The 13607-nt window shown below is 59.1% G+C and carries 8 protein-coding genes and 2 pseudogenes; 3 read left to right on the top strand and 7 right to left on the bottom strand.

Features of this window, described 5'->3' with window-relative positions; all coding sequences use genetic code 11:
• Positions 1-363: 363 nt before the first annotated feature.
• The 7 genes and pseudogenes from AC1MEM_RS15105 to AC1MEM_RS15075 all read right to left on the bottom strand — a co-directional run bounded on the left by AC1MEM_RS15105 (position 364) and on the right by AC1MEM_RS15075 (position 9098).
• A pseudogene (locus AC1MEM_RS15105) lies at positions 364-572 on the bottom strand (DUF6984 family protein).
• 356 nt (positions 573-928) lie between these two features.
• Entirely contained in the window at positions 929-1309 is a 381-nt protein-coding gene (locus tag AC1MEM_RS15100) for a hypothetical protein (protein ID WP_499471742.1), read from the bottom strand.
• A gap of 53 nt (positions 1310-1362) precedes the next feature.
• Positions 1363-2454, bottom strand: a complete 1092-nt coding sequence (locus tag AC1MEM_RS15095; protein WP_499471740.1) for a type I restriction endonuclease — start codon at positions 2452-2454, stop codon at positions 1363-1365.
• A gap of 536 nt (positions 2455-2990) precedes the next feature.
• Complete coding sequence (locus AC1MEM_RS15090; protein ID WP_499471738.1) at positions 2991-3218, bottom strand: hypothetical protein; 228 nt, start codon at positions 3216-3218, stop codon at positions 2991-2993.
• Between the two features lie 1490 nt (positions 3219-4708).
• A pseudogene (locus AC1MEM_RS15085) lies at positions 4709-6136 on the bottom strand (IS1182 family transposase); the annotation flags it as partial.
• A gap of 512 nt (positions 6137-6648) precedes the next feature.
• The gene (locus tag AC1MEM_RS15080; protein ID WP_499471736.1) at positions 6649-7263 is read right to left on the bottom strand and encodes a hypothetical protein; all 615 of its coding nucleotides are present in this window, start codon (positions 7261-7263) and stop codon (positions 6649-6651) included.
• On the bottom strand, positions 7263-9098 hold the full coding sequence (locus AC1MEM_RS15075) for an acyl-CoA dehydrogenase (protein WP_499471734.1): 1836 nt from the start codon (positions 9096-9098) through the stop codon (positions 7263-7265). Before AC1MEM_RS15075 ends, AC1MEM_RS15080 begins: the two co-directional genes overlap by 1 nt.
• A 167-nt stretch (positions 9099-9265) precedes the next feature.
• On the opposite strand from AC1MEM_RS15075, the gene zwf reads away from it, so the two are divergent.
• The 3 genes from zwf (at position 9266) to AC1MEM_RS15060 (ending at position 13552) form a co-directional block, all read left to right on the top strand.
• Complete coding sequence (gene zwf, locus AC1MEM_RS15070; RefSeq protein WP_499471733.1) at positions 9266-10744, top strand: glucose-6-phosphate dehydrogenase; 1479 nt, start codon at positions 9266-9268, stop codon at positions 10742-10744.
• Positions 10745-11122: 378 nt separating this feature from the next.
• A complete protein-coding gene (gene mqo / locus AC1MEM_RS15065; RefSeq protein WP_499471731.1) occupies positions 11123-12712 on the top strand; it encodes a malate dehydrogenase (quinone) in 1590 nt (529 codons plus the stop codon).
• Positions 12713-12856: 144 nt separating this feature from the next.
• Entirely contained in the window at positions 12857-13552 is a 696-nt protein-coding gene (locus tag AC1MEM_RS15060) for a trimeric intracellular cation channel family protein (RefSeq protein WP_499471729.1), read from the top strand.
• Positions 13553-13607: the final 55 nt, after the last annotated feature.

Below are 13607 nucleotides of genomic sequence, written 5' to 3'. Positions count from 1 at the left end.
ACGTGGACGGTCGTCCGTTCGCTGACATTGGGACAAGCGAAAAAGTGCAAATCTATGTGTCGCCGGGCGAGCACATACTCGGTGCGATGTCGAATGGAATTTGCTTTGCCGGCAATGCCGAGACAACGACGACACTCACTGCGGGACAGGTTCGGACGTATCGTGTGAGCGTCGGATCTGGAGGCGAATTGAAGCTGCAACCTACAGCCTTCTAGTACTCGAACGGACATGCGTCCGACCGCCATATAGGCGGCTCATCAATGATACGGGCCCTAGGTCGGCAATTGCTTTGACGCAGTGCCGATTGCGGATCTATTGTAGTGCCCGCTAGCAACCCGGAGCCGACGTACAACTCTTCGGTACTCAGGTTTTGATTATCACACGCTTAAAAGCCAGGTATTCATGGAGCGAAGGAAAGTCGACCTTCCACATGTCGAGTTCATAGAGTCGCCCATTTATGTCCGCATTGAGCGCGATGCTACTGGAACGCCGTCGCGATCCAAGTATGTCGCTTCTACAACGCAACTGCCTATGGAGCGACGCTCGTCACCCGCGAATTGAAGGCTACCCATCCGCCATCATCCACGTGGCGTACCTCAGCACGCTCTAGTTGGCGAAGCAGCCGTTCGGCTGCCCCTCGAGTGTACAAGTAGAGCGCGCACGAGTGAATCCTCTTCAATTTTCGGAGTGGGCGAAAGCCGTTTTGACTCTGGTCTGCCATCACATCTCCCTTCTAATTTGAAAACCCACGGCCTTTGCTCGTGTGGAATGTCCGCTCCTGGCCGAAAGCAGACCTATAGTAGCGTCCGCTAACGACCCAAAGCGGACGGCGTTGTAGAGCGCCCTGTGCACTGATTCGATCAATATTATGTAGAGTTAAAAAAGCGCGACTGTTTCGGTCGCCCACTACAACAGGCCGTGCGCGTTCTCAGGCCTCTGTCCGATTCTCCAGCGAGCAATGCCTATTATACGGAACTAACGAGTTTTCCTGAATAACGAAGGTTCTATAGGCTTGATCTTTGGCCATACCCGCCACGGCCATTTGATACTGAGTGCCGGAGAGGCCCGTGAAGCTAATCGTCATCACCACTGAGCCACTCGCTCCGTACATAGCCTGTTGCCGCCACGGTGCCCCTAAAACAGAGACTCCTCGAAAACGAGCGCTTTTGTGGTAGCAGCTTAAGGTCTGCATGGCAAAGTCCGCGAGACTTGAACGCAACTGTAGTACGTCAACTTGTCCCGGTTCGTTATACTGCTTAACCGCTTCTGCAGTTGCTTGCGGATTCTTCAACGCAAGCGCTAAAATCATTGACACTGGGTCCATCTGGCTATCAATCGTTTTTGAGCGTGGCTGAAAAACCGTCAGACTTCGGTTTTAGGAAGATGAAGCATCAGAGCCGAGCGAATCGCGTCGGAATGATTGTAGAGGTCTTCAACTTGCGACAGGGGAAACCGCTCCTCATCCTTATTTTCGTTAAACAAGCCAACCGCCAACTTTTCGGTATTGTTGAAGCGCAAGCGACAAATCGGCTTACGGTTGTTATCGTCCAGAAGAATGGCGCAGTAGGTTTGTGCATCTCGCATATGGATACGCTTCAGGGGCACACAGTCTCGCAGGATAGCCCGGACAATGTGGAATCCTTCGATCTCTTCAGCAGTAGTAACGATCTGGTCCCCGTCCTTTTCCTTTACTACTACCGGGGAAGGAGTTGAAGGTGGTTCTTGGGTTAACGATAGCTCTGGGGTCATCGCTCCCTTCAAACGTTCATTGATGCGTTCACTTATCAGGGATTCGAATGCGCGTTTAGTAATCAAAGTAAACTGCTCTTTAACCACCGGCGTGAAGCGCTTCCCACCAAGCAGGTCAGCCGAGAGGAGTCGAACCAGTTCCTCGGATGGGTTAGTCATCCATTCAGCTAACCGCCACTGAATAATTCGGGTGAACTTAAGATCACTGGCGGTAGTCAGAATCGTGTCAACGTTAAATAGCGCTTTCGCAAATTTCTTGAGTTCGTCTACATCTCGATCTTTGAAGTCAAGGATGTTGAACTCGAAGAATGGCTTCTCGTCCATCTTGTTAGGCTGCTCTAAATCGGTAAAGAAGCGGTAGATCAGCCCATTGGTCAAGACGCCAAACCTCGCTTCAGTAACGTGGAAGTACCGAAAAAGTTGGCCCGCGTGGTTGATGCTGAGGTCACCACCGCTCTTTTTGCACTCGAACAAAATAATGGGCTGCCCATCCTTGAGGATGGCATAGTCGACCTTCTCGCCCTTTTTTGTTCCGACATCCGCAATAAGCTCCGGCGTGACCTCTGTCGGGTCAAACACGTTGTATCCAAGTGCTTGGATAAACGGCATGACCATCGCGTTTTTGGTAGCTTCTTCGGTACTGACCATATCCTTCGTCAACGCGATGCGCGACGAAAGCGCTCGAAGCTGATCAACTAAATCCATTTGTTCTTCCCTCAATCTCATTTGTCGGCTCCGACCGTTTCGTGATGGACGGAAGATTCTTTCACTATCGACCACAGTTTTGCACGAAATGCATTCAAAGAGCAACTTTTGTAAAGCCTTAACTCCGGCTTGTGCAGAAGCTTACAAAGTACGAGGTGACACGTCAGCGCATCCCTGTCGCTGTCGCAACGGTCGATGAGCTTCAAAACTATGAGTGGAAGGACTGGCCAGCAGAGTTGATGTGGATGAACATCGCATAGACAGCAGAGCGAGCCAAGTACCTATGCTGGTCTGACTCCACGATCCCGGTGGCGTATCGCAAGAAAGACAAGCACACGAGCTGCGTCGTGAAGCACCCAAGAAGGGCTAGCTATGGGCAAACGGAGAGTCATGGATCTAGAACAGCAAGCAACGCTAACTTGAGTTGATCATCGAGCGATGGTCAGACGATATCGATCAATGCAGTGCCTTACCGGGAATGAAGGGCAATGCTATCCAGAGCGGCCAACTCCCTATCATCACATTGCTAAATTTGCTTACTTCATTTCAACAAATCCGCACGTTTCCTGATGCTGCTGGCAAGCAAGCCGAAGCTGCTTCAGAATCTCGATAGCACGGATTTTTTCAAACTCCACCAAGATGTCATAAAGTGGGTTTGATTCAAGCCGTTCAATGGCGGTGTTACAAATAAGTGATACTGCAAGAATTCCCTCATGTGGAGTCAGGAAATTTTGTGCGTCAAGCGGATAACTACTTTGCGTCATGATGTGCCTCCTATTGCTGTGGAAAAATCGAACTTGCCCCGTAATTCAGATTTTTCTTCCGCCGCCACCAGCACAGACAGTGCGAGTGTAAGGTCGTGGATGAGGGAACGCAAGGCAGGAAATAAGAAAAGGGACCTTTCAGTCGCTTTTTCAATATTCGCTCGCTATGAGCAGGCACGTCGAACTTCGTTCGGCCTTAGTAATCACGTAAATTTTTGCCCCATCGATGACGTACGTGGAGAAGATGCGGTCCCCGACCACTATCGCCGCTTTGTTCGCACGCTTGTTATCGGCTCCGAGGTCACCCTAATCGTCCACTTGGTGGCGCTGCAACAGAGCGATTGCAGTCCTGCCCGACGTCTGCAATCGACCCATTGCGGACGTTCGCTACGTGGAAACGCACTTTGGCATAGCGATCATCTGTTGACGACGTCGCTGACAGTTACCCATCCCTTATGAATGATCAGTGTACGAATTATCCGACAAACCATACATACGCAGTCCTGCACAATTGCTGAGCGTCGGCACAGTAAAATTGGCCAACGCGAACCGCAATTGACCCACAATGATTTATGTCCTTATCCTTGAGAAGGACCCCACTCTTCTACGATCTGTGCTAGATATGGTGGAAAAGTCTCCCTGCCGAGTAGTGGGAGTGCAAGACGTACGTCATGCATATAATGCTTTGGCTGGGGTTAGATTCGATGTTTTGATAGCCGGTCTGTCACCTGATGATCTACACATTGCAGACTTCATATGTGAAGCGAAAATTAAGTTTCCCTGGTTACGAGTAATTGCTGGAACTGTTCATACCATGAATACCCGTCACACCCGTTTGGTCGACGCGTATTTAAGTTCCTCCCCATCGCCTTGTGAAGTGAAAGCAGTCTTGCGGTTGCCTTGAAAAGGCGTTGGAAGCCTTGTGCTGATCGTCCGCGACGCGTCGCCCCCGGCAGCTCTAAACCTTAATACGGCCTGTCCAGTTAGGTTTCTACCTCGTTTGCGGCGAATTATACGGACGGCGGTCTCTAAATGGACCGTTCGTACCCAAGACTCGCGCGATCACATCGTCTGGGACGCCATGCGTACGCAACATCGATGTCAGTCGATGAGAATGGCTGCTGTTGAGCAAAGCCAATGCTGCATCCACATAGGCTGCTTGAATGTAATTCTCGCGGCGGCATACATATGCTTGGCTATTAGGCATGCGATTTCTCCTACTGCCAGACGGTCGGGCGGAGAAGAGTCGCTGGTCCCTTCGCGGCAGATTTTCAGCCTACCATGCATAGATGCTATCTCCACACGTCTGCTTCTGGTCCAGGCTGTGTAAAAACTCAAACCGACGAACTGCAAGCCGAATTGTGCGGGCCTGGGCTGATTCTGGAAGATAGAGACGCGTTCGAGGCCTTGTAATCCCACTTGAGCATTTTCAGCAAGGCCATTAAGGAAAACGCTTCAAGCAGGCCTTGGCGGGTCAGAAAATGGGCGTACGCCCTGATTGCAGCCAGCATTCCCTGCATGCCAAGTAACGACATCAAGCGCCTGAAGTTATAGGCAAGCACGTGCAGGCTCATCTCGGCCTTGACGCGCTCCAGTCCTTTCGTCAGGAAGTGCGTCGCCCCCATCCACGCCTTGATCGTCGCGTACGGATGCTCGACAGTCGAACGCCGGATTCGCATTGCGTCCGGCGTCTGTTCCAGACGCGCCTGCATTTCATCGAGCACGTCTTGATGTTCCCAGCGGGTCACCCGCCGCTGCGAACTCGGCGTGCACTGGTTTTTGAGCGAACAGCCCTTGCAGTTCGAGCTCCAATAGCGGTGGTTCGTCATTCCTTTCTCGACACTCGAGAAGCGCCAAATCAGAGATTCGCCTGCCGGACAGCGGTATTCGTTCTTTTGCGGGTCGTAAATGAAGTCAGCCTTGTCGAATCGACCGTCGGCCTTGGCTCCGGAGGTTTTCGTAGGTGGCACCAAAGCTGAGATGCCCGCCTCATGACAGGCCAGGATTTCTTCGCCCTTGAAGTAGCCGCGGTCGGCAATTGCCGTCAGTGTCGTCGTGCCGATGGCAGCACGGGCTTTCTTGGCCATGCCAGACAACTGGTCGCGGTCGCTGCCGTTATTTGTGACCTCGTGTTCGACAATCAAATGATGTTTAGCGTCGACTGCAGTTTGCACGTTATAGCCAACGATGCCTGAGCCGCGCGTCATCATCGAGCGCGAGTCCGGATCAGTGAGTGAGATCTGCGTTTCCCCAGTCTCCATCAGCTTCGCTTCGATTTCCTTGAGCGTTGCCATTTGCGATTTCATCGCCGCGATCTTGTCGTTCAGACGAGCGGTTTTCGACTTTGCAGTGGCTGGTTCCTGACGGTCAGCCGTATCAAGTTCTGCCAGGTAGCGACCGATATTCGCTTCGATCTCCGCCATCCTGCGCTTGAGTTTGGCATCGGTAAAATTGCGGTCGCTGCTGTTGACGGCCTTGAACTTGCTGCCGTCGATCGCGACGACCGCATCCGAGAAAAGATCCAACTGCTGACACAGAACGACGAACTGCCGGCAGACTTTACCAATTGCCTTACCGTTATCTTTCCGGAAGTTCGCTATCGTCTTGAAGTCGGGCGCCAGGCGTCCGGTGAGCCACATCAGCTCGACGTTGCGCTGGGCCTCGCGCTCAAGCCTTCGGCTCGATTGAATCCGATTGAGGTAGCCGTAAATGTACAGCTTGAGCAGCACGGCGGGATGGTAGGCCGGCCGACCCGTCTTCGCCGGCGCCACCCGAGCAAAACCCAGGTTGGCGAGATCAAGCTCGTCGACGAACACATCGACTACACGAACCGGATTATCGTCGGCCACGTAGTCGTCCAGGTGTTCGGGCAGCAGCGTGCCTTGTCCGCGGTCTTCGCCCTCAATAAAGCGCTTCATTTAGCACCCGAAGTGATGAGATACTGGCTTAACGTTTACTACACTGGCGCCGTTTACACGACCTACGTTTTTACACAGGCTGGGCCGAAAGCAGACCTATAGTAGCGTCCGCTAACGACCCGAAGCGGACCTTGCGTTCTTCGCTTCGAACTCCCGAACATAGTCCTCGACCGGAAGTGTGGTTCCCGCGACTTCGACAGATCCAGTCAACTTACTCACTAGGATCGGCCCATTGCCCGCCAATGCATGAACAAAGTCTCCCGCCGCCACGAAATCCGACGTCTGATAGGTGTACGCCAGCGTGGCTGGAGTCTCGAGCGGGCAAGGCATCAGCACAAGCTGGTCGCCACATTGTTGTGCTATTCGAGCTAGACACTGCTCTGCAAGAGCGCGGCAATTCACATTACTAAGCATTTTGGCTCCTGTGGGATGACCGCTTCTGGCCGATTGCAGACCATCTGAAATACGCACCGACCAACTTTGTTGATGAGCAGACGGCATTCTTGTACACGCTAGCTTGTTGGCGGAACGTCCGCCTCGAACGTCGCCTTCGCCGCCAGGAAGCGTCGCAGCGCCGTCTCCGGATCCAGCCCGGCCATCACCAGGTTGACGACTTCCCTCTTGTCGCCCGAGGTGATGTTCTTGCACGCCTCCCGGTGGGCGCTGAAATAGGCGTACCAGGACACTTCCGCCGGGCGCTCCTTGCGCAGCTTGAAGCGGACGGGCACGCCGGCGCGCGCGGCGCGTACGTAGTCGGGCAGCGTCGTGGCGACCGGCGACCAGTCGAAGGCGGCAATCGCCTCGCGCTCGGCCTCCCACTCGCCCACGTATCCGGGGCCGGGCCGCATGGTGGCCGAATGCACCGCCAGCGCCGCCAGGTTTGGATATGCGTGCTCCTTGCAGAACTCGGCCACGAAGCGCAGCTTCATCGCGATGCCCAGCACTTCCGCGCGGCCCATTGCCGCATCCTTCGGGTCGAGGAAGCGCGCCAGCTCGAGCAGCCCGGCGTACGCTATCGGCGCGCCGTCGGACTTGCGTGCATGGTGCACCAGCGCCTCGACCAGGCGCGCGCCGATCTCGATGTCGTTCAGCGTCAGCTGGGTCGTCGGGTCGAAAGCGTCCGCCATCAGAACCACGCATCCCGCATGTCGAGCGTCGTCGTGTCGATCGTTGCGAGCAGCTCAAACTGCTGCGCCGACTTCGGCAATTCCCAGTTGAAGAAATAGCGGCAGGCCTGCAGCTTGCCGCGGTAGAAATCGTCCGCTGCGTCATGGCGTGCGGCCACCAGCGCCTGCTCCAGCCACATCCAGGCGATGACGACATGCCCGACCGCTTCCAGGTACAGGCTGGCGTTGGCCAGGGTCTTGTTCATGTCGCCGGCGCCGTACAGGGTCGCCGTCACCGCGCCGATGCGCTGCCACAGCGCCTCGAGCTGGGCGGCGTAAGCGTGCAGGTCGGGCGAATCGGCCGAACGCGCTTTCGCCACCGTGGCGGCGACTTCCTCGCTCACCGCCTTGAAGAGCGCGCCCTGCTGGATCGACACCTTGCGTCCCAACAGGTCGAGGCCGTGGATGCCATGCGTGCCTTCGTGGATCGGGTTCAGGCGGTTGTCGCGATAGAACTGCTCGACATTGTATTCGCGCGTGTAGCCATAACCGCCGTGGACCTGGATCGCGAGGCTGTTCGCCTCCGTGCACCACTGCGAAGGCCAGGACTTGGCGATCGGGGTCAGGAAGTCGAGCAGCATGCCGGCGCGCGCCTGCGCTTCCGGCGAGGCGCCCGTGCGCTGCTCGTCGACCAGCCGCGCGCAATACATGATCAGCGCCAGCGCACCTTCGGTATAGGCCTTCTGCGCCAGCAGCATGCGCCGCACGTCGGTGTGCTCGATGATCGCGACCTGCGGTTTGGCCGGGTCCTTTTCGGCCGGATGGCGGCCCTGCGGGCGGTTGCGCGCGTAGTCGAGCGCGTGCAGGTAGCCGGTCACGCCGAGCACCGTGGCGCCGAGGCCAACGCCGATGCGCGCCTCGTTCATCATGTGGAACATGTTGGCGAGGCCCTTGTGCGGCTCGCCGACCAGGTAGCCGATCGCGCCCGCCTTCCCCGCGGGCTTGAACTTGCCTTCGCCGAAATTGAGCAGGCAGTTGGTCGTGCCGCGGTTGCCCATCTTGTGGTTCAGCCCTGCCAGCGCGATGTCGTTGCGCTCGCCGAGCGAGCCGTCTTCATTGACCAGGTATTTCGGCACGATGAATAGCGAGATGCCTTTCACGCCCGGGATCAGCTTGCCGTCCGGTCCGGGGATCTTCGCCAGCACCAGGTGCACGATGTTTTCGCTCAGTTCATGTTCGCCGGCCGAGATCCACATCTTGTTGCCCCGCAGCCGGTACTGGCGCTCGCCTTCCGGACCGTCGACCGGATCGGGCTCGGCGCGGGTCGTGATGTCGGACAGGCTGGAGCCGGCCTGCGGCTCCGATAAACACATGGTGCCGAAGAAGCGCCCTGCCAGCTGGGGGCGCACGAATCGTTCCACCTGGCGCGGCGTCGCCGTTTTCAGCAGCGTGTTCGCGTTACCCATCGTGAGGAAGGTATAGGCGGAGGTCGCCACGTTCGCGGCCGTGAAGTACGCGCCCGCCGCTTTGGCGACGACGTAGGGCAGCTGCATGCCTTCGTATTCGTAGTCGTGCCCGGCCGCCATGAAACCGGCCGCGCAGAAGGCGTCGAGCGCGGTTTTTACCTCAGGGATGATCGTGACCCGCTCGCCATCGAAATGCGGTTCCTGCGCGTCGCTTTTTTTGTTATGCGGCGCGAACAGGTCGGTCGCTATCTGCTCGGCGCTGTCGAGCGCCGCGTTGAAGGTTTCGCGGCTGTGGTCCTGGTAGCGTTCGCGCGCGGTCAGCGCTTCGACGTCCAGCCATTCGTAGAGCAGAAAATCGATGTCGCGGCGTTTCAGGATGGTCGATTCCATGTGTCCCCTTTTTTGTCATTCGGTCCATGGCAAGGATAACCGATCCGCACCGCAGTGTTGAAGGAGGCGCCCCGATTCGATTTTGCGATCTAGGCTATAGTTATCGACACCGAAACACGTCCATGCCCTGTCCGCCTGGCATCGACGACACTTTTTGAGCTGAAAACATGATCCACGCTTCTGCACCCGCCTCCGCGCCCGATTCCACCCTTCCCCTCGACATGACCATCTTCGGGGGCATGGGCGACCTGGCCATGCGCAAACTCCTGCCGGCGCTGTACATGGCTTACCTGCACGGCAACCTGCCGCCGTCGACCCGCATCCTGTCGACCGGCCGCCAGCCCCTCGCGCGCGACGCCTATCTCGCCCACGTCGAAGCGCATTCGCGTTCCTTCATCGCCGGCGAGAACTTCAACGACAAGACCTGGGACGGCTTCCTGCAACTGCTGCAGTACGTCGTGCTCGACGTGCAGGCCGCGCCCGATTTCTCGGCCCTGGCCGCGGCCTCGCGTCCGGGCGCCGAGCGCGTGTTCTACCTGTCGACCGCGCCCGCGCTGTTCACCACCATCTGCGACAAGCTGGCGGCATCCGGCCTGGTCGACGCGAATGCGCGCGTGGTGCTGGAAAAGCCGCTTGGCACCGACCTCGCCTCGGCGATCGAGATCAATGAGGCAGTCGGCAAGCACTTCGCCGAGTCGCAGATCTACCGGATCGACCATTACCTCGGCAAGGAGACCGTGCAGAACCTGATGGTGCTGCGCTTCGGGAATTCGATCCTCGAACCGATCTGGCGCGCGCCGAACATTTCGAGCGTGCAGATCACGGTGGCCGAGGAAGTGGGCGTCGGCAGCCGCGCGGGCTTCTACGACGGCACCGGTGCGATGCGCGACATGGTGCAAAACCACCTGCTGCAGCTGCTGTGCATCGTGGCGATGGAACCGCCGACCTCCCTCTCTCCGGACGCGGTGCGCGACGAAAAGCTGAAGGTGCTGCGTTCGCTGCGCCGCCTCGGCCTGGCCGACATCGCACGCGACACGGTGCGCGGCCAGTACGGCCATGGCGTCAGCGGCAACCAGGAAGTGCCGGGCTACCATGAAGAACGCAACGTGCCGCCCGAGTCGCGCACCGAAACCTTCGTCGCCCTGCGCGCCCACGTCGATACCTGGCGCTGGTCGAAAGTCCCGTTTTATCTGCGCACGGGCAAGCGCATGGCGCGCCGCTCCTCGAAGATCGTCATCGAGTTCGCCAATCCTCCCTTCCCGCTGTTCCCCGGCGCGCCGGGCGGCGTGGCCAACCGGCTCGTGATCGAGCTGCAGCCCGAGGAAGCGATCAAGCTGCAGATCATGGCCAAGCAGCCGGGCACCGGCATGCAGATGCAGCAGGTCGCGCTCAACCTCGACCTGCAATCGGCCTTCCAGCAGCGCCGCGCCGAAGCCTATGAGCGCCTGCTCATCGACGTCGTGCGCGGCCGCCTGACCCACTTCATGCGCCGCGACGAACTCGAGGCGGCCTGGGCATGGGCCGATCCGATCATCGACGGCTGGGCCACCCTGGGCGAGAAGCCGCATGCCTATGCGGCCGGCTCGTGGGGGCCGAGCGAATCGTTCGCGCTGCTGGCGCGCGATGGCTTCAGCTGGGTCGAATAAAGCCTGACGCCAGCGCGTGACGACGGCGCCGCGGCGCCGCGTCACGCCCTCCCTGGAACGCCGCCGTCTCGCTCCAGGCCGGCAGATTCAACACGGCCGCCCGGCCGTGATCTTCCTGCGCGCATGCGCGCACCTCCCCGCACCGCCTCGACGCCACCCCGGCACAGCTCCCTCCGTAGTATCCGATATTACAGAAATGTAATCTTCAACATTAAAATGTGTCCAGATGGCATGGATGGGGCGATGCGCACCCACCGGCTGCAGGCTGCGCCGATGCGCGCCCGGCAGACCGCCACGCATCTGCGCAACGCAGGAGAGACAACACCTGGTCCGCCCATTTGCAATGGTTTTATAAGAATCGATTCGGAAATAAGCTTCATGCGTAAATTGCTAGTAGTTGCAGTATCTTCGACCCTCCTCGCCGCCTGCGAAAAAGTGCCGGCCCCTGTCGGCGACAAACCGGCGGACGTAGTCCTGATCGGCGCCGGCGTGATGAGCGCCACCCTCGGCACCATGCTCACCGAACTGCAGCCAGACCTGAAGGTCGAGATGTTCGAGCGGCTCGATTCCGTGGCCGCCGAAAGTTCGGATGCGATGAACAACGCGGGCACCGGCCACTCCGCCTTCATGGAACTGAACTACACGCCCGAAGCCGCGGACGGCAGCATCGAGACGAAGAAGGCGGTCGACATCAACGAGCAGTTCGAGGTCTCGAAACAGTTCTGGGCCTACCAGGTCAAGCACGGCTACCTGCCGGATGCGCGCGCCTTCATCAACAACGTGCCCCACATCGCTTTTGTCTGGGGCGACGACAATGTCTCCTTCCTGCGCAAGCGCTACGCCGCCCTGCAAAAGGAAAACCTGTTCAAGGGCATGGTCTACAGCGAAGACCAGGCGGAGATCGCCAAGTGGGCGCCGCTCGTCATGAACGGCCGCGACAAGAACCAGAAGGTCGCCGCCACCCGCATGGACATCGGTACCGACGTCAATTACGGCACCCTCACCCGCACGATGGTCAAGAACCTGACCGAGAACAAGCACATGGCGCTGCACCTGCGCAGCGAGGTGCGCGACATCAAGCGCAGCGCGGACGGCACTTGGCTCGTCACCGTCAAGGATCTCGCCACCGACAAGCTGCAGACCGTGCGCGCGAAGTTCGTCTTCGTCGGCGCCGGCGGCGGCGCGCTGCCGCTGCTCGAGAAGTCGGGCATCCCGGAAGCGAAAGGCTACGGCGGCGTGCCGGTCGGCGGCCAGTTCCTGGTGACGAACAATCCTGAACTGGTCAACCAGCACCACGCCAAGGTCTACGGCAAGGCCTCTGTCGGTTCGCCGCCGATGTCGGTGCCGCACCTCGACACCCGCATCATCGACGGCAAGAAGACCCTGCTGTTCGGGCCTTTCGCCACCTTCTCGACCAAGTTCCTGAAGAACGGTTCGTGGATCGACCTGCCGGCGGCGATGGGGTCCGACAACCTGCGTCCGATGCTGCAGGCCGGTTACGACAACATCCCGCTGACCAAATACCTGGTCGAACAGGTGATGCTGAACCCGGAAGACCGCCTCAAGACGCTGCGTGAATACCTGCCGACCGCGAAGCTGGAAGACTGGACCCTGGCCACTGCTGGCCAGCGCGTGCAGATCGTGAAGGACTCGCCCAAGGGCGGCCTGCTGCAGTTCGGTACCGAAGTCGTGGGCTCGGCCGACGGCAGCATCGTCGCCCTGCTCGGCGCCTCGCCGGGCGCGTCGACCGCCGCGCCGATCATGCTCAAGGTACTCAAGCAGTCGTCCTTCAAGACGGCGCTGGAGACCCCGGCCTGGCAGGCGAAAATGAAGGAGATGGTGCCGTCGTATGGCCAGAAGCTGAACAAGGACCCGGCGCTGGCCAACCGCGTGCGTCACTACAGCAGCGAAGTGCTCGGCCTGAAGGCGTTCACGCTGGACGAGCCGCATGCAGTCGCGCAGCAGTAAATTCTCGTAGGGTGGGCTCCTGAGCCCACGCGGTACGCGCCCAAGCCCCTGTTCGCAGGGGCTTTTTTTGCGTCGTTTCCTCCCCTTGTACAGACACGCTATCATGGCGGGCTAAACCGCAATCTCTCGTCAAAGGCAGTGACAGTGTTCGATGTTCTTTCCCTCGACATGGGGGCCGCCATGAAAACCCTGGTGCTGACGCTCGACCTGGTCGGCACCTTCGTCTTCGCCCTCTCCGGCGCCACCGCCGGCGCACGCCGCCGGCTCGACATCTTCGGCGTGCTGGTGCTGTCCTTCGTCGCCGCGAACTCGGGCGGCATCGTGCGCGACCTGCTGATCGGCGCCACGCCGCCGGCCGCGATCAGCGACTGGCGCTATCTCGGTGTCTCGATGCTGGCCGGGGTCGTGATCTTCTTCTGGTACCCGCTCATCAACCGCCTGCGCAGTCCCGTGCTGTTTTTCGACGCGGTCGGGCTGGCGCTGTTTTGCGTGGCGGGCGCGCAGAAGGCGCTGGTCTATGGACTGGAACCCGTGATGGCGGCGCTGCTCGGCATGCTGACCGGGATTGGCGGCGGCATCGCGCGCGACGTGCTGCTGTCGAACGTGCCGGCCGTGTTCAGGTCGGACATTTATGCGGTCGCCGCGCTTGCCGGCGCCGCGGTGGTGGTGATCGGCGACGCGCTGCACTTGCCGACCACGGCGACGGCGATCGCCGGTGCACTGCTCTGCTTCGGCCTGCGCATGGCGGCCGTGCGCTTCGACTGGCATTTGCCGCGCGCGCGGGTGCCGGACCAGGCGGGCGGGCAGCGCGAAGTCGACGAGCGGGACGATAACCGGTGATGGTCGGTGCACAACGGGGCTTGCAGGGTGGGCATTCATGCCCACGCCGTATGGC

It is taken from the genome of Telluria sp. AIW5 (genome assembly GCF_056680575.1).
This window is presented reverse-complemented; position numbering and strand designations above follow the sequence as displayed.